Source organism: Neobacillus ginsengisoli (genome assembly GCF_030813055.1).
Genome location: NZ_JAUSTW010000003.1, coordinates 329,413 through 351,147, shown reverse-complemented (window position 1 = coordinate 351,147; position 21,735 = coordinate 329,413). Strand labels below are relative to the sequence as shown.

At 42.9% G+C, this 21,735-nt stretch carries 22 protein-coding genes; 19 read left to right on the top strand and 3 right to left on the bottom strand.

Going from position 1 to position 21,735, the window contains the following annotated elements:
* Nucleotide 1 precedes the first annotated feature (1 nt).
* The 3 genes from uvrA (at nt 2) to J2S10_RS10835 (ending at nt 4,566) form a co-directional block, all read left to right on the top strand.
* Nucleotides 2-2,878: an excinuclease ABC subunit UvrA gene (gene uvrA, locus J2S10_RS10845; RefSeq protein WP_307407495.1), complete on the top strand. Its 2,877-nt coding sequence runs from the start codon at nt 2-4 to the stop codon at nt 2,876-2,878.
* Between the two features lie 186 nt (nt 2,879-3,064).
* Nucleotides 3,065-4,186: a DUF4097 family beta strand repeat-containing protein gene (locus tag J2S10_RS10840; protein WP_307407492.1), complete on the top strand. Its 1,122-nt coding sequence runs from the start codon at nt 3,065-3,067 to the stop codon at nt 4,184-4,186.
* Nucleotides 4,187-4,200: 14 nt separating this feature from the next.
* On the top strand, nt 4,201-4,566 hold the full coding sequence (locus tag J2S10_RS10835; protein ID WP_307407491.1) for a phage holin family protein: 366 nt from the start codon (nt 4,201-4,203) through the stop codon (nt 4,564-4,566).
* A gap of 25 nt (nt 4,567-4,591) precedes the next feature.
* Here J2S10_RS10835 and J2S10_RS10830 read toward each other — a convergent pair whose 3' ends face one another.
* The 3 genes from J2S10_RS10830 to nagA are packed head-to-tail and all read right to left on the bottom strand — an operon-like array spanning nt 4,592 to nt 7,254.
* Nucleotides 4,592-5,317, bottom strand: a complete 726-nt coding sequence (locus J2S10_RS10830) for a GntR family transcriptional regulator (protein ID WP_307407489.1) — start codon at nt 5,315-5,317, stop codon at nt 4,592-4,594.
* A 26-nt stretch (nt 5,318-5,343) separates the two neighbouring features.
* A complete protein-coding gene (nagB, locus tag J2S10_RS10825) occupies nt 5,344-6,069 on the bottom strand; it encodes a glucosamine-6-phosphate deaminase (RefSeq protein WP_307408122.1) in 726 nt (241 codons plus the stop codon).
* A gap of 6 nt (nt 6,070-6,075) precedes the next feature.
* A complete protein-coding gene (gene nagA / locus J2S10_RS10820; RefSeq protein WP_307407486.1) occupies nt 6,076-7,254 on the bottom strand; it encodes an N-acetylglucosamine-6-phosphate deacetylase in 1,179 nt (392 codons plus the stop codon).
* A gap of 261 nt (nt 7,255-7,515) precedes the next feature.
* Between nagA and hprK the strand changes: the two genes are divergently transcribed.
* From hprK to J2S10_RS10740, 16 genes are all read left to right on the top strand, one after another.
* Nucleotides 7,516-8,451 carry an HPr(Ser) kinase/phosphatase gene (gene hprK, locus J2S10_RS10815; protein ID WP_307407484.1) on the top strand — a complete coding sequence of 312 codons (936 nt, stop codon included), beginning with the start codon at nt 7,516-7,518 and terminating at the stop codon, nt 8,449-8,451.
* A 23-nt stretch (nt 8,452-8,474) separates the two neighbouring features.
* Nucleotides 8,475-9,302 carry a prolipoprotein diacylglyceryl transferase gene (gene lgt / locus J2S10_RS10810; protein ID WP_307407482.1) on the top strand — a complete coding sequence of 276 codons (828 nt, stop codon included), beginning with the start codon at nt 8,475-8,477 and terminating at the stop codon, nt 9,300-9,302.
* 16 nt (nt 9,303-9,318) lie between these two features.
* The gene (locus J2S10_RS10805) at nt 9,319-10,287 is read left to right on the top strand and encodes a nucleoside recognition domain-containing protein (RefSeq protein WP_307407480.1); all 969 of its coding nucleotides are present in this window, start codon (nt 9,319-9,321) and stop codon (nt 10,285-10,287) included.
* Entirely contained in the window at nt 10,256-10,900 is a 645-nt protein-coding gene (gene ppaX / locus J2S10_RS10800; RefSeq protein ID WP_307407479.1) for a pyrophosphatase PpaX, read from the top strand. The genes J2S10_RS10805 and ppaX overlap by 32 nt, the downstream gene beginning before the upstream one ends.
* A gap of 5 nt (nt 10,901-10,905) precedes the next feature.
* Entirely contained in the window at nt 10,906-11,439 is a 534-nt protein-coding gene (locus tag J2S10_RS10795) for an acyltransferase (protein WP_307407477.1), read from the top strand.
* Nucleotides 11,440-11,636: 197 nt separating this feature from the next.
* Nucleotides 11,637-12,821 carry an ATP phosphoribosyltransferase regulatory subunit gene (locus tag J2S10_RS10790; RefSeq protein ID WP_307407475.1) on the top strand — a complete coding sequence of 395 codons (1,185 nt, stop codon included), beginning with the start codon at nt 11,637-11,639 and terminating at the stop codon, nt 12,819-12,821.
* Nucleotides 12,814-13,452, top strand: a complete 639-nt coding sequence (hisG, locus tag J2S10_RS10785) for an ATP phosphoribosyltransferase (RefSeq protein WP_307407474.1) — start codon at nt 12,814-12,816, stop codon at nt 13,450-13,452. Before J2S10_RS10790 ends, hisG begins: the two co-directional genes overlap by 8 nt.
* Before the next feature lies 1 nt (nt 13,453).
* On the top strand, nt 13,454-14,725 hold the full coding sequence (gene hisD / locus J2S10_RS10780; RefSeq protein WP_307407472.1) for a histidinol dehydrogenase: 1,272 nt from the start codon (nt 13,454-13,456) through the stop codon (nt 14,723-14,725).
* A gap of 14 nt (nt 14,726-14,739) precedes the next feature.
* The gene (gene hisB, locus J2S10_RS10775) at nt 14,740-15,327 is read left to right on the top strand and encodes an imidazoleglycerol-phosphate dehydratase HisB (RefSeq protein ID WP_307407471.1); all 588 of its coding nucleotides are present in this window, start codon (nt 14,740-14,742) and stop codon (nt 15,325-15,327) included.
* A complete protein-coding gene (gene hisH, locus J2S10_RS10770; protein ID WP_307407469.1) occupies nt 15,328-15,954 on the top strand; it encodes an imidazole glycerol phosphate synthase subunit HisH in 627 nt (208 codons plus the stop codon).
* On the top strand, nt 15,951-16,688 hold the full coding sequence (hisA, locus tag J2S10_RS10765) for a 1-(5-phosphoribosyl)-5-[(5-phosphoribosylamino)methylideneamino]imidazole-4-carboxamide isomerase (RefSeq protein ID WP_307407467.1): 738 nt from the start codon (nt 15,951-15,953) through the stop codon (nt 16,686-16,688). The genes hisH and hisA overlap by 4 nt, the downstream gene beginning before the upstream one ends.
* On the top strand, nt 16,679-17,440 hold the full coding sequence (gene hisF, locus J2S10_RS10760; RefSeq protein WP_307407466.1) for an imidazole glycerol phosphate synthase subunit HisF: 762 nt from the start codon (nt 16,679-16,681) through the stop codon (nt 17,438-17,440). The genes hisA and hisF overlap by 10 nt, the downstream gene beginning before the upstream one ends.
* A complete protein-coding gene (gene hisIE, locus J2S10_RS10755) occupies nt 17,437-18,060 on the top strand; it encodes a bifunctional phosphoribosyl-AMP cyclohydrolase/phosphoribosyl-ATP diphosphatase HisIE (protein ID WP_307407464.1) in 624 nt (207 codons plus the stop codon). Before hisF ends, hisIE begins: the two co-directional genes overlap by 4 nt.
* A 321-nt stretch (nt 18,061-18,381) precedes the next feature.
* The gene (locus J2S10_RS10750; protein WP_307407462.1) at nt 18,382-19,875 is read left to right on the top strand and encodes a tetratricopeptide repeat protein; all 1,494 of its coding nucleotides are present in this window, start codon (nt 18,382-18,384) and stop codon (nt 19,873-19,875) included.
* A gap of 146 nt (nt 19,876-20,021) precedes the next feature.
* Complete coding sequence (gene trxB / locus J2S10_RS10745) at nt 20,022-20,972, top strand: thioredoxin-disulfide reductase (RefSeq protein ID WP_307407460.1); 951 nt, start codon at nt 20,022-20,024, stop codon at nt 20,970-20,972.
* Between the two features lie 296 nt (nt 20,973-21,268).
* Complete coding sequence (locus tag J2S10_RS10740; protein WP_307407458.1) at nt 21,269-21,727, top strand: NUDIX hydrolase; 459 nt, start codon at nt 21,269-21,271, stop codon at nt 21,725-21,727.
* Nucleotides 21,728-21,735: the final 8 nt, after the last annotated feature.

Sequence of the window (21,735 nt, the reverse complement as noted above, 5' to 3'; positions counted from 1 at the left end):
CATGGCAATGGATAAATTGATTGTAAAAGGCGCTAGAGCCCACAATTTAAAAAATATTGATGTCACGATTCCCAGAGATAAACTTGTTGTCTTAACAGGACTTTCCGGGTCGGGGAAGTCCTCGCTTGCATTTGATACCATCTATGCTGAAGGTCAGCGCCGTTATGTTGAATCGCTTTCAGCGTACGCCCGGCAATTCCTTGGCCAGATGGATAAACCCGATGTTGATACGATTGAAGGACTATCGCCGGCGATTTCGATTGATCAAAAAACGACAAGCCGGAACCCGCGCTCCACGGTAGGTACCGTGACGGAAATTTATGATTATTTACGTTTATTGTTTGCCAGAGTAGGGCATCCAACATGCCCGATTCACGGGATTGAAATCTCCTCACAAACAATTGAACAGATGGTCGACCGTATCCTGGAATATCCGGAACGAACAAAAATGCAAATCCTCGCCCCCGTTGTTTCGGGACGTAAGGGAACGCATGTTAAAGTCTTTGAAGATATTAAGAAGCAAGGCTTTGTCCGTGTCCGTGTTGACGGAGAAATGATGGACATCGGCGATGAAATTGAGTTAGAAAAAAATAAAAAGCATTCGATTGAAGTGGTTGTCGACCGGATTGTCGTTAAAGATGGGGTGGCATCACGGATTGCCGATTCCCTTGAAACCGCATTAGAACTGGGTGAGGGAAAGGTAATCGTGGATGTTATTGGCGAGGAAGAGCTGCTGTTTAGTGAAAACCATGCCTGTCCACATTGCGGTTTTTCCATTGGTGAGTTAGAGCCGAGGATGTTTTCCTTCAATAGCCCATTCGGTGCATGCCCGGAATGTGATGGGCTTGGCTCCAAGCTTGAAGTGGATATTGATCTTGTTGTTCCGAATAAGGACTTGACACTAAAGCAGCATGCGATTGCCCCATGGGAGCCGACAAGCTCGCAATACTATCCGCAGCTGCTTGAGGCTGTATGCAGCCATTATGGAATTGATATGGATATCCCTGTTAAGGATATCCCCGAGAATCTTCTGGAAAAAGTTTTATATGGCTCGGGCCGTGAAAAAATTTATTTCCGCTATGAGAACGATTTCGGTCAAATTAGAGAAGGTCATATCGAATTTGAAGGCGTCATCAGAAATGTTGAGCGCCGTTATAAGGAAACGAGTTCCGATTTTATCCGTGAACAAATGGAAAAATATATGGGTCAACAGCCATGTCCAACCTGTAAAGGCTATCGTTTGAAAAAGGAAAGCCTTGCTGTATTGATTTCGGGCCGCCATATCTCACAATTGACCAACCTTTCGATTGAAGAAGCTCATCAATTCTTTGCCGGTTTAGACTTATCGGAAAAAGAAATGAAAATTGCAAAATTGATTTTTCGTGAAATTAGCGAGCGACTTGGCTTTCTAATTAATGTCGGCCTTGATTATTTAACGTTAAGCCGCGCTGCCGGAACACTCTCCGGCGGTGAGGCGCAGCGGATTCGCCTGGCTACGCAAATCGGCTCGCGGTTAACAGGGGTTTTATATATTCTGGATGAACCGTCAATCGGTTTGCACCAACGTGATAATGACCGCTTAATCGGCACTTTACAAAATATGCGTGAAATCGGTAATACCTTAATTGTTGTCGAGCATGATGAGGATACGATGATGGCTGCAGACTATTTGATTGATATTGGACCTGGCGCGGGAATACACGGCGGAGAAATTGTTTCCGCGGGAACGCCAGAAGAAGTGATGGCGGATCCGAATTCGCTGACGGGCCAATACCTATCGGGGAAAAAGTTTATTCCGCTGCCACTTGAACGCCGCAAGGCAGATGGACGGTTTATTGAAATAAAAGGCGCATCTGAGAACAATTTAAAAAATGTGAATGTGAAGCTCCCGCTCGGAATGTTTATTGCGATTACCGGTGTATCGGGGTCAGGTAAAAGTACGCTTATCAACGAAATTCTCCATAAATCGCTTGCGCAAAAGCTTCACCATGCGAAAAGTAAACCCGGGGAGCATAAGAGTATTAAGGGAATCGATTATTTAGAAAAGGTCATCGATATTGACCAATCCCCAATCGGCAGAACACCGCGATCGAATCCTGCAACGTACACAGGGGTTTTTGATGACGTTCGCGACGTGTTTGCATCAACAAATGAGGCAAAGGTTCGCGGCTATAAGAAAGGGCGCTTCAGCTTTAATGTTAAGGGCGGCCGCTGTGAAGCCTGCCGTGGTGATGGCATCATTAAAATTGAAATGCACTTTTTACCGGATGTGTATGTTCCATGCGAAGTATGCCATGGAAAACGATACAACCGTGAAACGCTGGAAGTAAAGTACAAAGGGAAGAACATTTCTGAAATCCTTGATATGACGGTTGAGACGGCGGTTGGATTTTTTGAAAACATTCCAAAAATCAGCCGTAAACTTCAAACAATCCTTGATGTTGGATTGGGTTATATCACTTTAGGCCAGCCGGCAACGACTTTATCCGGCGGAGAAGCGCAGCGTGTCAAGCTGGCATCCGAACTGCATCGTCGTTCCAATGGACGTTCGTTCTATATTTTAGATGAGCCGACAACAGGCCTCCATGTGGATGATATTTCACGGCTTCTGGTTGTTTTGCAGCGATTGGTTGAAAATGGTGATACTGTGCTTGTAATTGAACATAACCTTGATGTCATTAAAGCTGCTGACTATCTTGTCGACCTTGGTCCGGAAGGCGGCGATAAAGGCGGAACTATCGTCGCAACCGGTACGCCGGAAAAAGTGGCAGAAGTTCCTGCATCCTATACAGGTAAATATTTAAAGCCAATCCTCGAACGGGACCGTTTAAGAATGAAAAAGCAAATTGAAGAAAAAGAACTGAGTGTAAAAAGCTAAAACCTTTTGGTTTTAGCTTTTTTTTGGAATTGTCCCGTCTTCTAAAAAAAATACGAAACTTTCAACTTTCTAAATCGTAAACAATGGTATTGGATTTCATCTGGAACATAATCAAAGTCGTAAAGACTCTCAAACAAGAATAAGCTTAAGAGAAGGAAAAATAAATAATTTTTTGAGGTGGAAAAGATGAAAGAGGAAAGAAAGCGAATTTTAAAAATGGTTGAAGAGGGAAAATTGAAGGTTGACGAGGCATTATCATTGCTTGAAGAGTTGGAAAAGGCGCAGCAAACAATGGAGCAGAAGCAGGAGCAAATCATCCATGAGCTCTCTACGGCTGTTAAATTTGAGGAAACAAAAAAAGAGGATCCTGTGAATGGGAGATTCCAGTCAACGAAAGATAAAATTTTTGAATTTGTAGATTCCGCATTGAAAAAAATTAAAGATTTTGATCTGGATTTGAATTTTGGCCAATCCGTGGAAATTTCCCATATCTTTCACCATGGCGAGGTTTTCTTAAAGGATATGGATATTGATGTGGCGAATGGAACGCTTAGGATCGCTGCCTGGGATCAAAACGATGCTCGGATAGAGTGTAAGGCCAAGGTTTATCGCGTCGACACGACCGAACAAGCCCGGCAAAACTTTTTAAAAGATGTGATTTTTGCCATTGAGGGGGAGAAACTACGATTTATGACGCAGCAAAAATGGATGAAGGTGGATGCGGTTATTTATGTACCAAGATCGCAATATGCAAAAGTCCGAGTTCGCATGTTTAATGGATCGATTTCAGGAGAAGAATTGGAAATAAGCGATTTTCGTGTCAAAACGGCCAATGGAAAAATTAATCTCGATCGCATGAATGGCGGCAGAGCAGAAATCGAGACGGCGAATGGTTCGATTAAAATAAAAAGCAGTCTGTTCGATGAAATCGAAGCAGAAACGATTAATGGAGCAATTAAACTGGATGGCGATTTTAAAAAGATTGAGACGCAGACGTTTAATGGCAATATTATTTACAATCTTAGTGGAAATCGCAGCGAGTTGATTTCGGCAAAAGCAACAACAGGCAGTATTGATTTGTTTGTTCCCGAGGGGATTCCTGTTAATGGTGAGTTAAAGACCAATCTTGGAGGCTTTAATGTAAAGCTGGAAGGAATTCAAATCCTTGAAGAGAAAAGCGAAATGATTCAAAAATTACTTCGCTTTCAATCGGTCAATCATCCGGAGCGGATGTTGAAGGTGTTTGCCGATACAAAAACAGGCTCGATCACAGTTCATAAATCAGACGGTGTTAGGACTTTTAAATAGGGGAATCGAAATATATGAGATGGCTAATCGGGGTTTTGATCAATGCTGTATTGTTTATGGCGCTTGCGGGTTATTTCCATGAAAGCTTTCAATTGACCGGATTCACAGCTGCCCTTGAGGCGAGCTTCCTGTTATCCATCCTTAATCTTTTGGTTCGCCCGATACTTATATTGTTTACCTTACCTGCAACGATTTTAACTTTGGGTCTGTTTCTGTTTGTGATTAATGCAATCACACTTGAACTTACAGATGCACTAATGGGAGCAGCATTTGAGATTAAGGGCTTTGGAATGGCCCTGTTGGTTGCAATTATCATGTCGATTGTGAACCTGATCATTCAAAAGACGATTCTTGAACCGTCGAAGCATCGCAAAAAATAGCGCAGGCATGCCTGCGCTATTTTCTTTAAATTCTTTTCATCGTATGGGTAAACCGGTAACGGTCCGCTCGGAATGAGGACAATACAAGTTCAAATGGCGTTCCATCTAGAAGATAGGAAGTACGCACAATGAAAAGGATCGGTGCCCCTTCGGAAATGGCTAAATCTTCGGCCTCATCACTATTCGCAATCGAAGCTTCAATTTCCTGCTTTGCTTCACTGATTGATAGAGATAAATTTTCCTCTATATAACGGTAGAGGGACTGATTGCTATTTTCCTCTGTTAAACCGGGGACAATGCTCACAGGGATATAGGCCGTTTCAAGTGCCATTGGAAAACCGTCGGCTAAACGAATCCGCTTAATTTTATAAACTAAATCATTTTCAGCGAGTAATAGTTGTAAAGCTATTTTTTGGTCAGCAGGGATTATTTGAAAGGAAAGAAGCTTGTTGCTCGGTCTCATACCTCTTGATACCATGTCCTCAGTAAAGCTTGTCATTCCCTGAAGTTCTTGCTCAACCTTCTTTTTATTTACAAACGTTCCGCGACCTTTTTGCCGATATAAATAGCCATCCATCACTAAGTTATTGATTGCTTGCCTAACGGTCATGCGGCTGATTTCGAACCTTTCAGCAAATTCCCGTTCAGACGGTATGCTTTCATCTTCCTTCAGTTCCCCACGGTCAATTTGTTGCTTAATATATTCTTCAAGCTGATGGTAGATGGGAATAGGTGAATTTTTATTAATCATCGTCCATTCTCCTTCTTTAAAACACATTAAATATATTTTAATGCATCCTCATCAGCAATGATAGTGACTTTTTGATGTTGTTTTAGAGCAGATGCCGGAAAATCCTCACTAATTCCTTCTGTAAAAAGTTGAGCCACTGCCTTCGCTTTTGCCGTTCCTGATGCCAGCAAGAAAATTTCCTTGCTGTCGAGAATGCTCGCAATCCCCATGGTCAGTGCATGTGTGGGTACATCCTCAAGCTTCGCAAAAAATCGGGCATTGGCTTCAAGCGTATTTTTCGCAAGTGCGACCACATGGGTCCGACTATGAAAGGAAGTTCCCGGCTCATTAAAACCAATATGGCTATTTTGACCGATACCCAAGATTTGAAGGTCAATACCACCGACTTCTTTAATTAAGTTTTCATATCGGACGCATTCCTCATCCAAATCGGTTGCTGCTCCGTTTGGAATATGGGTATTTTTTGATGAAATATCAACATGATCAAATAAATTTTTTTGCATGAAATAATGGTAGCTATTTGGATCGCTGGCAGGAAGGCCAATGTATTCATCCAAATTGATGGATTTAATGTTTTTATAAGTTGTTCCGTTCGTTATATGGTCTTTTACTAAATATTGATAAAATCCTTGCGGCGTACTGCCTGTTGCCAGTCCTAAAGTCATGCTTGGATTAGCGCGGACTTTTTCAGCGATAAGCTTCCCGGCCTCGATACTCATTTCCTCATAGTTAGCAACACGTATGATGTTCATCATGATTTACCCCCGTTTATAAGCGATTTCACCACGGCAGATAGTTAAATCGACTTGATAGTTATTGGTTAATATCGTAAAATCGGCGTCTTTTCCCGGTGCGATACTTCCTTTACGGTCAAAGACATTTAATTGCTTCGCTGGATTAACACTGGCCATTTGTACTGCGTTAACAAGTGAAACTCGTGCAAATTCAATTGTATTTTTTAATGAATCATTCATTTTTAAAATGCTTCCTGCCAAGGTTCCGTCGGCAAGCAGTGCCCTTCCGTCGGCAACGGACACGTCTTGACCGCCAAGATCGTAGATGCCGCTTTTTAGACATTTTGCTCTCATTGCATCGGTAATCAAGATCATTCCGTCGGCACCTTTGGAATCAATCACCAGCTTAATGATTTCCGGTCTGACGTGGATGCCGTCCGCTATCAGTTCCACCATTAATTCTTTAAACAAAAGTGCTGATCCCGCTACGCCAGGTTCACGGTGGTGAATTCCGCGCATGCCGTTAAATAGATGGGTCACCTGCTTGGCTCCCGCTTTTACGGCTGTTTCCACTTCTTCATAGATGGCATCGGAGTGGCCAATGGAGGCAATTACGCCATTTTCATCCAAGTATCGGACAAAGTCGGTTCCGTTCTCAAGCTCCGGCGCAACGGTAACTAATTTAATTTTTCCGGCAGCAAGCTGTTGCCAGCGCTGGAATAATTCTATATCCGGATCGATAATGTATTCTTTAGGCTGAGCACCGGCGCGTTTGACATTAATAAATGGTCCTTCTAAATGAACGCCGAGGACTTCTGCTTTTCCTGGATCATTCTCCTTGCTGCAATAATCTGCAACGTTCGCCAGGGCCTTTTCAATATTTTCATGTTTTTGGGTAATCGTTGTTGCCAAAAAGCTCGTGGTTCCTTCTGCAGGAAGTGCTTTTGCCACTGTTGTCAGAGCCTCCGGCGTGGCATCCATTGTATCAGCACCTGCTGCACCGTGAATATGCACATCAATAAAACCGGGGACAACGGTTTGTTCTATGGGAATCTCAATTTTATCCGCATCTTGAAAACGGGAGGGAACCTCGTTAATAGGACCTATTTCTTGGATTTTGCCGTTTTCTATATAAATATAAATGGCTTCTGCGATTTCTTTTTCTAAAATTGCTGTTCCTGGGATCATGATCAGTAGGTTCATGTCCTTCAACTCCAATTCGATAAAAATAAATGGATCATCTATCATTTATTATATGTCTAAGTGGTTTAGTTGTCTATACCACATTTGAATAAAACATAAATTCACTTTAATTTTACCTGAAAACGGAAATTGTATTAATTTTGAAGATTTTAGGACAACTTCATTTGGTTCTACACTAAAAAATGCTAAAATAAGAGGAAATGAAATTTTTTGCACTAATTCTTTTTTATAAACAGCCCGAAAAATAAGGGGGAAGCTTTCTTGCCAAAAGTACGAACCAAAGATATTTTTGAAAAATTTCAACTTGAATTGATTAGTGGGGAAGAGGGAATAAACCGCCCGATCACAATGAGTGATATTTCCCGACCTGGAATTGAAATTGCCGGATATTTTGAATTTTATCCCGCTGACCGAATCCAGCTATTAGGTAAAACGGAACTATCTTTTTTTGAAGAGCTTCCTGAAGGTGAGCGAATCTCAAGAATGGACCGTCTTTGCACGGACATTACACCTGCGATCATTGTCACGAGAGGCTTAGATGTACCTGCAGAGCTTATTGAAGCATCTGAAAGGGAATCTGTTCCTGTTTTACGTGCGAATATGAAAACGACCCGTTTTTCGAGCCGTTTAACGAACTTCCTGGAAAGTAAGCTGGCACCGACTACTGCTGTACATGGTGTTTTAGTGGATATTTATGGTGTGGGTGTCTTAATCACGGGCAAAAGCGGGGTTGGTAAAAGTGAGACCGCTTTGGAATTAGTCAAACGCGGTCACCGCCTGGTTGCCGATGATTGTGTGGAAATTCGCCAAGAAGATTTAGACACATTAGTTGGGAACTCGCCGGAATTAATCGAGCATTTATTAGAAATACGAGGTTTGGGAATTATCAATGTGATGACCTTGTTTGGTGCAGGGGCGGTACGAAGTAATAAAAAGATTTCGTTGGTCATCAATCTTGAAATCTGGGATTCTAAAAAGCAGTATGACCGCCTGGGCTTAGATGAAGAGAAAATGAAAATTATTGATGCCGAAGTAACCAAGCTTACGGTACCTGTACGCCCGGGAAGAAACCTGGCCGTCATTATCGAAGTAGCCGCCATGAATTTCCGGCTAAAAAGAATGGGCGTAAATGCCGCACAACAATTTACGGAGCGCCTTTCTGATGTGATTGAAGACGGAGAACATGAAGATTTCTAAAAAAAAAATAAGGAGACGTGGATATGAAAGAAACGATTCAGCCTCTTAACCCTATTGCCTTTACACTGGGACCGATTCAAGTGCACTGGTACGGGATTATCATTGGATCAGGTCTGGCACTTGCTTTGTTTATTGCCATAAGGGAAGCGAATAAGAGAGGGCTGCCAAAGGATACTTTTGCTGACTTAATGCTATGGGCAATTCCGATTGCGATTATTTCAGCGCGCATTTATTATGTGATTTTTGAATGGAAGTATTACGTGCATCATCCAAGTGAAATGATTCAAATTTGGCATGGCGGGATTGCCATTCACGGAGCCTTAATCGGTTCGGTGATAACGACCTATGTTTTTGCCAAAAAACGAGGGGTTCCTTTTTGGAAAATAACTGATATTGCCGCACCAAGTATTATTCTTGGTCAAGCTATCGGTCGCTGGGGAAATTTTATGAACCAGGAGGCACATGGACGGGAAGTTACACGGCAATTCCTTGAAAACTTACACTTACCTAATTTTATTATCAATCAAATGTATATAAACGGAGCATATTATCATCCGACGTTTTTATATGAATCTCTCTGGGATTTTGCCGGGTTTATCCTGTTAATCTCGCTTCGCTTCGTGAACTTACGCCGCGGAGAGCTTTTCCTCTCGTATGTCATTTGGTATTCCATCGGTCGTTATTTCGTGGAAGGTATGCGAACAGATAGTTTAATGCTAACAAGCAACCTTAGAATGGCCCAAGCCATTTCGATTGTGTTGATCATTGGCGCCGTTATTGTTATTGTATATCGCCGAAAAAAAGGACTTTCAGATGAGCGTTATTTAGATACTCAAGGATTAACCAATTAAAAGGGGTTTAATTGAAATGCTGATTGGCTCATTGAAAAAGGGGTTATTCGTTGGCTTAAAAACAACATGGACATTAGGGAAAATTATTTTTCCAGTTACCATCATCGTATCGGTTCTGCAATATACACCTGTCCTGCCTTGGGTAATTAAAATGATTTCTCCGCTCATGAAGCTGCTCGGCTTGTCGGGGAATGCCGCGATACCGCTTGTGTTAGGAAACTTTCTAAATTTATATGCGGCGATTGGCGCTATTCTTACCCTGCACTTTTCGGTTAAAGAAGTGTTTATTTTAGCGATTATGCTGTCGTTTTCACATAATTTATTTATTGAATCAAGCGTGGCAGTGAAAACAGGGGTCAAGCTGTGGGTGGTTTTGGCAACACGAATCGGGCTCGCCCTGGCATCTGCTGCAGTCATTAACCTTGTCTGGCACGGCGGCTCAGGTACAGCACAGTACGGTCTGATCCCGACGACTTCCGCGCACGTGACAGGTATCGTCTCGATTGTAGGAGAAGCAATTAAAAAAGCGGTGATCGGGATATTACAGCTTACCATGATTGTGATACCGCTTATGATTGTGATTCAATTCTTAAAGGATTTGAATTGGCTTGAGAAGTTTTCAAAGGGATTGGCACCTGTTATGCGAACACTCGGCATGAAGGAAAACACGGCAATGACGATGGCTGCCGGGTTATTTTTTGGACTTGCGTATGGAGCAGGTGTCATGATTCAGGCTGTCAAAGAGGATGGGGTAAGTAAAAAAGATTTGACATTAGCCTTTATTTTCCTCGTCGGCTGTCATGCTGTTGTTGAAGATACGTTAATCTTTGTTCCGCTTGGGATACCTGTTTGGCCTTTGTTTTTAATCAGGCTAGGAGTAGCCATTGTTATTACATTGGCCGTCAGTACGATTTGGAATCGTTCCGGCACCATGAGTAGAAAGGAAGCAAGCTATGACAAACAAAATTACGACAATTCTCTTTGATTTAGACGGGACTTTAATTGATACTAATGAGTTAATTATTACTACTTATTTACACACGCTTAATAAATATTATCCAAGTAAGTACAGCCGCGAGGATGTCCTTCCGTTTATGGGACCTACCCTTCATGAAGCGTTTTCTACCGTTGATCCGGATCGGGTCGAGGAAATGATCCTCGAATACCGGACGTTTAATATTGCGAATCATGACGCATTGGTTAAAGAATTTGCAGGTGTTTTGGAAACGGTCGGTACACTAAAGGAAAAAGGCTACAAGCTTGGAATTGTCACGACTAAACGACTTGATGTTACGTTAAAAGGGCTCCGATTGATGAAGCTCGACTCATTTTTCGAGGTAATAGTCGCCTATGATCATGTGAGTAAGACAAAGCCTGACCCGGAACCGATTTTTAAGGCGCTTGAACAATTGGATTCAACGCCGTCGGAAGCGATGATGGTCGGTGATAATTACCATGATATTTTGGCCGGTAAAAATGCCGGTACAATAACAGCAGGCTGTGCCTGGTCGATTAAAGGCAGAGAATACCTTGCCAAGTACGAACCGGATTACATCCTGGAGAACATGGCAGATATCCTAACCATTCTCGGAGAGTGAGAAATATGAGGAAAACGACCCGCTTTCCAGTTGAAGGTGCGAACTCCTTATGGCATGTTTACAAAACCGTTCCTTTTTGGAAGGTTGTAAAAAATTTTATTGTCATCCAGCTTGCCCGTTACACACCTTTTTTGGGGATGAAAAATTGGCTTTACCGAACATTTCTTGGACTTAAGGTGGGCGAGCAAACGTCCTTTGCCTTAATGGTGATGCTGGATGTGATGTTTCCTGAAAAAATCAGCGTTGGCCGCAATACTGTAATTGGCTACAATACGACGATTCTCGCCCATGAGTATTTGATAAAAGAATACAGGCTTGGGCCCGTTGAAATCGGGAGTGAAGTCATGATCGGCGCCAATTCAACGATTCTTCCGGGGGTGACGATCGGGGATGGAGCGATTGTCTCAGCCGGTACCCTTGTTCATAAGGATGTTCCACCGGGATGTTTCGTCGGAGGAAATCCGATGCGGGTTATTTATACGAAGGAAGAATTACAAAAGCGATGGGCAGATGACCCGATTTATGGAAAAAAAGAGTAGGCCCGGTCTTTGAACCGGGCTTTTGTTTTATTCAAAATTCCGCCCCATGCGGAAAAAATGTCAAATACCGTGGAATTAATTGATAAATGGGAAAAATAAATTGACGTTTGGTTTTTAAGAAGGTAAACTACAAATAATACTTTAATTCTCTACCATATTAGCAAACTAAAGGATTCTAAAAATAAAGGATGAGCAGGATGAGCCGCTTGTTTATGTTTGAAAAGCCATTAGGCATGAGAGACACGCTACCGGAGTTATATGAAAAAAAACATCGTGTTCGCAAGTTTTTGGAGGATGCGATTAAACGCTGGGGCTATCAATTTATTGAAACACCGACACTTGAATACTATGAAACCGTTGGGAACGCATCAGCGATTCTGGATACACAGCTGTTTAAATTGCTCGATAAAGATGGTCATACATTAGTGTTAAGACCCGAAATGACTACGCCCATTGCCCGTGTTGCGGCCTCAAAGCTTTTGCAGGACGATCTGCCGCTTCGGTTAGCCTATGCTGCTAATGTGTTTCGTGCCCAGCAGCGTGAAGGCGGTAGGCCGGCTGAGTTTGAACAAATCGGCGTTGAATGTATAAATGACGAAACAGTGTCAAGCGATGGCGAAGTAATTTCGTTATTGGTTTCTTCATTAAAAGAAGCAGGCTTACGTCATTTCCAAGTTTCAATCGGCCATATAAGCTTTGCCCGGGAATTATTTTTGCAAATCTTAGGGACAGATGAACGGGCCGACAGCTTAAGAAGATTTTTATATGAAAAAAATTATGTAGGCTACCGGGAGCATGTCAATTCCCTGTCATTATCTTCGATTGATAAACAAAGACTTCTCCAATTCCTTGAGCTCCGAGGCGGAGAGGAAGTCATCGGCATGGCTCTTGATATTATCGAGAATGAACAAGGCAAACAAGCGATCCTGCAGCTGAAAGAATTGTGGGATGTCGTCAATGACTATAATGTGCAGGATCAAGTGAAATTTGATTTCACCCTTGTCAGCCACATGAGTTACTATTCAGGAATATTATTTGAAGTCTATGCCGATAAGGTCGGTTTCCCAATCGGTAATGGCGGCAGATACAGTTTAATCGAAAAGTTCGGAAAAAAAGCAAGTGCCACTGGCTTTGCTGTTCGGATTGACCGGCTTTTAGAGTCTCTTGGGGACATGACAGAAGATAATACCGCCCATTGCATTCTTTTCAGCCAAGAGCGAAGAAAGGAAGCATTTCGCTTAGCGGAAAAAATGCATGAAGAAGGAACTCGGGTCGTTCTACAAGACATTAACGGTGTGAAAAATCTTGATGCTTTTACGAAAAAATTTGCCGATACCACTTATTTAATCGGGAAAGCAGGAAAGGAGCCTGCAGATGAGTGAAATTTTAACGATTGCGATGCCAAAAGGAAGAATTTTTGAAGAGGCAGTTGACTTACTTCGGAAAGCAGGTTACCTGCTGCCTCCTGAATTCGATGAATCAAGGAAATTGATTATTGAGATTGAAGAGGAAGGGCTTCGGTTTATTTTAGCAAAACCAACAGATGTCCCGACCTATGTTGAGCATGGAGTGGCGGATATCGGAATCGCCGGTAAGGATGTTATGCTCGAGGAGGAAAGGGACGTTTATGAACTCCTCGATTTACAGATCAGCGGCTGCTATCTGGCAGTAGCAGGGCTGCCAAACACAAAAATGAATGATGTTGCCCCGAAAATCGCAACCAAATATCCAAATGTTGCGGCAGCCTATTTCCGCGAGCAAGGAGAACAGGTTGAAATTATAAAATTAAATGGTTCGATTGAGCTTGCGCCGATCATCGGTCTTGCAGACCGGATTGTCGATATTGTTTCAACGGGACGAACACTGGTTGAAAACGGCCTGGTGGAATATGAACGAATTGTCGATGTGACATCGAGGTTAATCGTAAATCCGGTCAGTTACCGGATCAAAGATAAAATGATAAATGATCTTGTAGCACGGCTAAGCAAAGTAGTTTCAGTGGAGGTCAACTAATATGAAGATCCTGCGAGTGGAGGAGCTAGCCTCGATTAAACGTTCAATTGAAACAGGTACAGAGGAGCAGCTGGAAGTTGTTAAAAAAATCATAGCAGATATTCGTGCCGGAGGCGACGCGGCTTTAAGAGAGTATACGGAAAAATTTGATCGTGTCCTGTTGTCCTCGTTCACGGTAACAGAAAATGAATTCACCGAGGCCTATCATCAAGTGGAGGAGCGCTTTGTATCGATCGTTCGCGAAGCAGCGGAAAACATCCGCTCTTTCCACGAAAAACAGCTCCGGCCATCATGGATGACCACGGAAGAAAACGGTACGATTCTTGGTCAAAAAATTACCCCGCTTGATTCGGTCGGTGTGTATGTCCCGGGCGGAACGGCAGCATACCCATCCTCGGTTTTGATGAATGTCATTCCCGCGAAGGTGGCGGGTGTAAAAAGAATTGTTATGGTATCTCCTTCGGATGCAGAAGGTAAATTACCGCCAGCTGTACTTGTTGCCGCAAAAGAAGCCGGCGTTGAAGAAATCTATAAGGTTGGCGGTGCCCAGGCAATTGCCGCGCTCGCCTATGGAACTGAATCGATTGCGTCTGTTGATAAAATAACCGGTCCCGGAAATATCTATGTCGCGTTAGCAAAACGCGAGGTCTTTGGCGATGTCGATATTGATATGATTGCCGGTCCGAGCGAAATTGCGGTTCTTGCCGATGAAACGGCACGAGCTGACGAAATTGCCGCTGACCTGTTATCGCAGGCTGAGCACGACGTGCGTGCCTGCAGCGTTCTTGTTACCCCTTCAATAAGATTGGCGGAGGAGGTTGCCCTAGAGGTGCATAAGCAGCTGGAAGTTTTACCGAGAAAAGAAATTGCGGCCCGTTCCATTGAGGATTATGGGGTTATTTATGTCACCAATACGATTGAAGAAGCGGTAGACACCGTTAATAGTTTAGCCCCGGAGCATCTGGAGGTCATAACGGAAAATGCAATGGAGCTTCTTGGAAAAATTCGTCACGCTGGAGCGATTTTTATTGGCCGTTATAGCTCGGAGCCCGTTGGCGATTATTTTGCCGGCCCTAACCATGTCCTGCCGACAAACGGGACGGCCCGTTTTTCAAGTCCGCTTAATGTCGATGATTTTCAAAAAAAATCCAGCGTAATTATCTACAGTGAGAAAGCACTAAAGGAAAATGGCGCAAAAATTGCTGAATTTGCCCGCATGGAAGGTCTTGAAGCACATGCACGGGCTGTGGAAATAAGGTTGAAAAATGACTAAGGAGGTCCCCGATTATGGAAAGAGCAGCAAGTATTGAACGGAATACAAATGAAACAAAAATCCAATTATCATTAGCGATTGATGGTGAGGGAAAGTCCGAGCTTGAAACAGGGGTGCCTTTTATGTCCCATATGCTCGATTTGTTTACGAAACACGGTCAATTTAACTTAACTGTTAATGCTGACGGTGATACGGAAGTTGATGATCACCACACAACTGAAGATATCGGCATTTGTTTAGGACAGGCGCTAAGAGAGGCTCTTGGAGATAAAAAGGGTATTAAGCGTTACGGGAATTCGTTTGTGCCGATGGATGAGGCATTAGCCCAGGTGGTTGTCGATCTTAGCAACCGGCCGCATTTGGAAATGCGCGCCGAGTTCCCCGGCCAAAAAGTGGGAACTTTTGATACGGAGCTTGTTCATGAATTTCTCTGGAAGCTCGCCCTTGAAGCCAGAATGAACCTTCATGTCATTGTTCATTACGGTAAAAATACCCATCACATGATTGAGGCCGTTTTTAAAGCATTGGGCCGGGCGCTTGACGAAGCAACTACGATTGATCCCCGTATCAAGGGGGTTCCATCAACGAAAGGGATGTTATAGATGATAGGAATTGTCGATTATGGCATGGGGAACCTGTTTAGTGTAAGTAAAGCGATCGAGCGTTTAAGGGCCGACTTTTTTATATCAAGTGAAAAAAAGGATTTACTTGGAGCCGATGCCCTGATTCTCCCCGGGGTAGGATCCTTTCGTGATGCAATGGAACGCTTGCAGGTCAATACGATAAAGGAATTTGCAGCGTCGGGTAAACCGCTCCTGGGAATTTGCCTCGGCATGCAGCTACTTTTTGAAAATAGCGATGAAAACGGGTTAACTGAGGGGTTAGGGTTACTGCCCGGCAGTGTCCGTCGCTTCTCCGGCAGGACACCTGAGGGTAAATCTTACAAGGTGCCCCACATGGGCTGGAACCGGCTAGAATTTGTAAAGTCCTCTCCCATGTTGAAAAATCTCGATGAAGATTATGTATATTTCGTTCATTCTTATTTTGTGAATGCCGAAAATTCAGATGTGCTACTGGCAAAAGCTGATTACCATGAACAGGTTTCAGCGGTAGTCGGCCGTGACAATATTTTTGGAATGCAATTTCATCCGGAAAAAAGCAGCAGGCTTGGAATGGCCCTGCTAAATAATTTTTTACAGATTGTTGAGGAAAGGAAGGCTGTCCGATGAGCATAACGATTTATCCGGCGATTGATATGCGTGGGGGCAATTGCGTCCGCCTTCTCCAAGGTGATTACGACAAGGAAACGATTTATGGCGATTCACCTTTTGATATGGCACGGCGCTTTGCTGCTGAAGGTGCAGAATGGATTCATATGGTTGACCTTGATGGGGCAAAGGACGGTAAGCGTGTTAATGACCGATTTGTAATTGAGGCAGCCAAGAAGCTAATGGTAAAAATCCAAATTGGCGGAGGTATTCGTTCTGAAGAAGATATCGTTCACTACCTTGAAAATGGCGTAAGCCGTGTGATTATCGGCAGCATCGCCGTTTCCAACCCTGATTTTGCTATAGGGATGATCAAAAAGTATGGCGGGAAAATTGCCCTGGGGATTGATGCGAAAAACGGCTATGTTGCTACCCATGGCTGGCTTGATACATCAGAGGTAAAAGCGGTTGAACTAGGCAAACGCTTCGCTGATGCCGGTGCTGAAACATTTATTTTTACGGATATTGCCACAGATGGAACCCTTTCAGGTCCGAATATTGCGGCTGTCTGTGAAATGGCCGAAGTGACAGGGAAAAATGTTATTGCTTCAGGTGGTGTAAGCAGTCTGGCAGATTTAAATGCATTAAAGTCAGTCGAGTTTAAAGGTGTCGGCGGAGCGATTGTCGGTAAAGCCCTATATGAACACTGTTTTACCTTGAGGGAAGCATTAGAAGAGGTGAGAGTATGGCCCTAACAAAGCGAATTATTCCTTGCCTTGATGTGAAGGAAGGTAGAGTAGTAAAGGGAGTTCAATTTGTCCAGCTCCGCGATGCCGGCGACCCGGTCGAGCTAGCGCGATTTTATGATGAGCAAGGGGCCGATGAACTGGTTTTTCTTGATATCTCCGCTTCTGTAGAAGGAAGAAAAACGATGGTCGAAGTCGTCAAAGCGGTTGCTTCCGAGCTTGCGATTCCGTTTACGGTTGGTGGGGGCATCAATGCATTGGAAGATATGAAAAAAATTCTTCGTGCCGGCGCTGATAAGGTATCCTTGAATACAGCAGCTATTTTGACTCCTCAACTCATAAAAGAAGGCGCTGATTTTTTCGGATCCCAGTGTATCGTGGTAGCGATTGATGCCAAATTTGACGAAGAGATAGGGACGTGGTGCGTGTTTACCCACGGAGGCCGAAAACCGACTGATAAAAAAGTTGTCGAGTGGGCAAAAGAAGCAGTAGCACTTGGTGCCGGCGAAATTTTATTAACAAGTATGGATTGTGACGGCGGAAAGAACGGCTTTGATTTGGAATTGACGAAGGCGGTTAGTGAGGCAGTTTCTGTGCCCGTGATTGCTTCAGGCGGTGCAGGAAATGCCGGTCATTTTGAAGAAGCCTTTTTAGCTGGAAAAGCAGATGCAGCTCTTGCGGCTTCGATTTTTCATTATAAAGAGACTTCTGTTCACGAAGTAAAAAGCTACCTAAGGGGAAAAGGAGTGACAGTACGATGAATGTGAAGTTCGATGAAAAGGGGCTCGTTCCTGCCATCATCCAGGATGCCTCAACAAAGGAAGTTTTAACGTTAGCTTATATGAATCGGGAATCACTTGATAAAACGTTGGAAACCGGTGAAACATGGTTTTTTAGCCGTTCCCGTCAGGAATTGTGGCACAAGGGAGAGACAAGCGGTAACACGCAAAAAGTGGTCAGTGTGAATTATGACTGCGATCAGGATGCTTTGCTTGTTTTGGTGAACCCCAAAGGTCCTGCCTGCCATACAGGTGCGGTAAGCTGTTTTTCAGAGCGGGTTTATGAAGGAGTTTCGACTCCAGCTTTGGCGGACTATCAGATATTAGCTTCGCTTGAAAAAGTAATTTTAGACCGCGAACGCGAGCGCCCTGAAGGAGCATATACCACTTACCTCTTTGAAAAAGGCGTAGATAAAATTTTGAAAAAAGTCGGCGAGGAGGCTGCAGAAGTCATAATCGCCGCTAAAAACCGCGACCATGGTGAACTAAAATGGGAAGCATCCGATTTACTGTATCACTTAATGGTTCTCTTGGTTGAACAGGAGCTTCCTTTTAAAGAAGTACTGCTAACACTTGAAGAAAGACACAAGGACCGGTCCTAATGGGGCTGGTTTTTTGTGAAAATGGACTCGCAGCTTGAAATTTGTAAAAATCCCTCTTCAATTTTGTAAGTTGCTATCGGAGGATTAAACAATCAAAACAAGTAAGGACTTGCTCTCCGACAGAAACGTGTGCTTATCCGACAGTAACGCAACTTTATCCGACAGTTATACATGCTCATCCGACAGTAATGAAATCCCATCAAATGCACCACTCTCCACAGTTGTAAACCTCTTAAATTACAATTTTCCACCCCCTTCTCGTACAAGTAACAGTTGTGTTATACTACATTAGTTATGTTTATATGAAAGATGGAGGACTTCATGGGTAAAGACGCGAAAGCAAGAATTCAAAAGGGAAAAGTACTTTCATTTGTTCCGACTGGGGAATATTATTTCACGAAGGGTGTAAAGGCGTATCATCGGCGTGATTTTATAAAGGCAAAAAAATATCTCGGGCGGGCTTTACAGCTTGAACCGGGTGAACCGATGATTGCATGCCAGCTAGCCATTGTTTCAACTGAACTGGGCGAGTTTGAAAATTCCAATCGACTCTTGCATCTAATCCTTGAAGAACTGGACGAAGAAATGACTGAATGCCATTATTTTTTAGCCAATAATTATGCCCATTTGGGATTTTTTAAAGATGCATATCACCATGCCAAACTTTATTTACAATTGGATCCGGATGGTGATTTTACGGAAGACACAGAAGATCTGCTCGAACTGCTTTCTTTTGAAGGAGAAGGACTGGAGGATGAACTGTATCTGCAGGACGATCTCATTATAAAGCAGGAGCAAGCCCGCGATCTTTTGGAATCGGGATATTTTCCAAAAGCGATCGAGCTTTTAAAGGATGTCGTTGAACAGTATCCGGAATACTGGTCGGCGTACAATAATTTAGCCCTAGCTTATTTTTATCTTGGGAAAACGGAAAAAGCGGAAGCTATATTAACAGATGTTTTGGAGCGCAATCCCGGAAATCTCCATGCTCTTTGTAACAGGCTTGTATTTGCCCATTACCAAGGTCAAACTGAAAAAGCAAAAGCATTAATTGATACATTAAAAAAAATTCAGCCGCTTCTTTCGGAACATCAATTTAAATTAGGAGCAACCTTTGCATTAGTCGGAGAGTATGAATTGGCTTATTTATGGCTTAAAAAGTTATATAAACACGGATTTGAAGGCGACGGTCCGTTTTATTACTGGCTATCCTACTCGGCTTTTTACACAGGTTATGAAAATTTCGCAAAAAATATTTGGAAAATCGCCCTTCAAATCAATCCTGATAAAGAGGGACTAGAGCCGTGGAATGCTTCAGCGCCGCCAACAAATGGTTTCGAGGACCATCCCGGGTCGATTTTTCAAAAGCTGGAAAGCGACTATATTGAAGAACGATTGTTTGCGATTTTCCTCGCAACGGTTTCAAGTAAAAAAGACGAAATCCTTTCATCGAAGCGGCTTTTTCAAAATCAAAAGCTTTCTCCTATTGAAAGAGAATACCTTTCCTATGTAAAGTCCGGCTTGCCTTCTGTTACAGCAGAAGCCCATCAGGTGGCGGAACTCTTATATCAAAACCATCAGCCAATCGGCATGGTGGAGTCCGGATTATATTTAATGTGGTTTTCTGCTTTGGAGGAAATGGCGCAATCCGGTATCCAATTGAAAAACAAGAATGGATGGGCGGGAGCCATTGATTATGTTTGGAATAAGCTCCGTAGTGAAAAAGTATCACAGCTAGAAATTGCTGAACGCTATGGAGTATCATCGGCAACTGTAGGTAAATATGTAAAGGTAATCAAATCACTTCTAAAATAAACGTTAGCTTCCAGTGCCTCTTTGAGGGTGCTGGAGCTTTTGATTGAGCAAATTCTTGGACGAGAAAATCTTTGTTATATACCATTAAGGGAAAAGGGGATACTAATGCTTATAATAGGCATTGTTCTTAATAAGGAGTGAAAAGCATGTCTGAGGAAAAAATTTATGATGTCATTATCGCCGGTGCAGGTCCTGCAGGTATGACAGCTGCAGTCTATACATCCCGTGCAAACCTTTCCACATTGATGATTGAACGGGGAATGCCGGGCGGACAAATGGCCAATACCGAGGATGTTGAAAACTATCCCGGATTTGAAAGTATATTAGGTCCGGATTTATCAACAAAAATGTTTGAACATGCGAAAAAATTCGGTGCTGAATATGCATATGGCGATATTAAGGGAATCGAAGATCATGGAGATTATAAAATTGTTAATGCAGGTTCGAAACAATATAAGGCCTACTCTGTAATCATTACAACCGGTGCGGAGTATAAAAAAATCGGCGTTCCTGGAGAAAAAGAGCTTGGCGGGCGCGGGGTTTCCTATTGTGCCGTATGTGACGGCGCTTTCTTCAAAAATAAAGAACTGTTTGTTATTGGCGGCGGTGACTCCGCTGTTGAAGAAGGGGTCTACTTAACCCGATTTGCTTCAAAAGTAACCATCGTTCATCGCCGTGACCAGCTTCGTGCGCAAAAGATTCTGCAAGACAGAGCTTTTGCTAATGAAAAGGTGGACTTTATTTGGAATCATACACTTAAAGCCATCAATGATAAAGATGGCAAAGTGGGAAGCGTGACACTTGTTTCAACCGAAAATGGTGAGGTGCAGGAACTGAAAGCGGACGGTGTGTTTATTTATATCGGTATGCTGCCGTTATCTAAACCGTTTGAAGGTCTAGGGATTACAAACGAAAATGGCTACATTGAAACCAATGACCGCATGGAGACTAAAGTCCCGGGAATTTTCGCTGCAGGTGATATCCGTGAAAAAACTTTGCGCCAAATCGTAACAGCGACAGGCGATGGAAGTATTGCAGCCCAAAGTGCCCAGCATTTTATTGAAGAGCTGAAAGAAGAATTTAAACTTAAACAGTAATATTCCGTTCCGGTCAACCCGGTCCAAATTTGTTCACGAAAAAGTAATTATGTTTTAATTCTCCTGTAACAGTAGTGAAATAATGGTAGGGTATTATAGAGATAGTAATTGACCCCCTTTAAAAAAATATACTTTTCCTGCACAGGCGTATAAGCCTGTGCTCTTTTTTTTGACATGAATAATTTACATAAATAACAAGCGTCATTTCATTGTGACTGCAAACTAAAAATAGTATAATGAAAAGAATCAATTAGTCGCTATATTAGGATATTTTGTCAAATAGAGGGTGAAATAGAGTGCAGCGGGTCACCAATTGTGTATTGATGAGAGAAAATCAAATATTATTGCTGCAGAAACCGCGGCGCGGCTGGTGGGTAGCTCCTGGCGGAAAAATGGAGCCGGGCGAATCAGTTCGGGATTCCTGCATTAGGGAATACCGTGAAGAAACGGGGATTTACTTGAAAAATCCCCAATTAAAGGGTATTTTTACAATGATTATGAAAGAAAGTGAAGAGCTTCTCAGCGAATGGATGATGTTCACTTTTTTGGCTACCGAATCAGATGGTATGCGTGTAGATGAATCTGAAGAAGGAAAGCTGGAATGGCATCAGCTAGATCAGTTGAAAAATCTTCCGATGGCCGCAGGCGATTATCATATTATTGATTATATGATCCATGGAAAAGGAATCATTTACGGTACTTTTACTTATACAAAAGATTTTCAACTAATCAGTTATCGATTAGATCCAAGTTAACCAATAGG

Excerpts from the sequence above, each read along its gene's own strand:
- uvrA (WP_307407495.1), top strand. The coding sequence starts at position 2 with ATGGCAATGGATAAATTGATTGTAAAAGGCGCTAGAGCCCACAATTTA.
- J2S10_RS10840 (WP_307407492.1), top strand. The coding sequence starts at position 3,065 with ATGAAAGAGGAAAGAAAGCGAATTTTAAAAATGGTTGAAGAGGGAAAA.
- J2S10_RS10835 (WP_307407491.1), top strand. The coding sequence starts at position 4,201 with ATGAGATGGCTAATCGGGGTTTTGATCAATGCTGTATTGTTTATGGCG.
- J2S10_RS10830 (WP_307407489.1), bottom strand. The coding sequence starts at position 5,317 with ATGATTAATAAAAATTCACCTATTCCCATCTACCATCAGCTTGAAGAA.
- nagB (WP_307408122.1), bottom strand. The coding sequence starts at position 6,069 with ATGAACATCATACGTGTTGCTAACTATGAGGAAATGAGTATCGAGGCC.
- nagA (WP_307407486.1), bottom strand. The coding sequence starts at position 7,254 with ATGAACCTACTGATCATGATCCCAGGAACAGCAATTTTAGAAAAAGAA.
- lgt (WP_307407482.1), top strand. The coding sequence starts at position 8,475 with ATGAAAGAAACGATTCAGCCTCTTAACCCTATTGCCTTTACACTGGGA.
- J2S10_RS10805 (WP_307407480.1), top strand. The coding sequence starts at position 9,319 with ATGCTGATTGGCTCATTGAAAAAGGGGTTATTCGTTGGCTTAAAAACA.
- ppaX (WP_307407479.1), top strand. The coding sequence starts at position 10,256 with ATGACAAACAAAATTACGACAATTCTCTTTGATTTAGACGGGACTTTA.
- J2S10_RS10795 (WP_307407477.1), top strand. The coding sequence starts at position 10,906 with ATGAGGAAAACGACCCGCTTTCCAGTTGAAGGTGCGAACTCCTTATGG.
- J2S10_RS10790 (WP_307407475.1), top strand. The coding sequence starts at position 11,637 with ATGAGCCGCTTGTTTATGTTTGAAAAGCCATTAGGCATGAGAGACACG.
- hisG (WP_307407474.1), top strand. The coding sequence starts at position 12,814 with ATGAGTGAAATTTTAACGATTGCGATGCCAAAAGGAAGAATTTTTGAA.
- hisD (WP_307407472.1), top strand. The coding sequence starts at position 13,454 with ATGAAGATCCTGCGAGTGGAGGAGCTAGCCTCGATTAAACGTTCAATT.
- hisB (WP_307407471.1), top strand. The coding sequence starts at position 14,740 with ATGGAAAGAGCAGCAAGTATTGAACGGAATACAAATGAAACAAAAATC.
- hisH (WP_307407469.1), top strand. The coding sequence starts at position 15,328 with ATGATAGGAATTGTCGATTATGGCATGGGGAACCTGTTTAGTGTAAGT.
- hisA (WP_307407467.1), top strand. The coding sequence starts at position 15,951 with ATGAGCATAACGATTTATCCGGCGATTGATATGCGTGGGGGCAATTGC.
- hisF (WP_307407466.1), top strand. The coding sequence starts at position 16,679 with ATGGCCCTAACAAAGCGAATTATTCCTTGCCTTGATGTGAAGGAAGGT.
- hisIE (WP_307407464.1), top strand. The coding sequence starts at position 17,437 with ATGAATGTGAAGTTCGATGAAAAGGGGCTCGTTCCTGCCATCATCCAG.
- J2S10_RS10750 (WP_307407462.1), top strand. The coding sequence starts at position 18,382 with ATGGGTAAAGACGCGAAAGCAAGAATTCAAAAGGGAAAAGTACTTTCA.
- trxB (WP_307407460.1), top strand. The coding sequence starts at position 20,022 with ATGTCTGAGGAAAAAATTTATGATGTCATTATCGCCGGTGCAGGTCCT.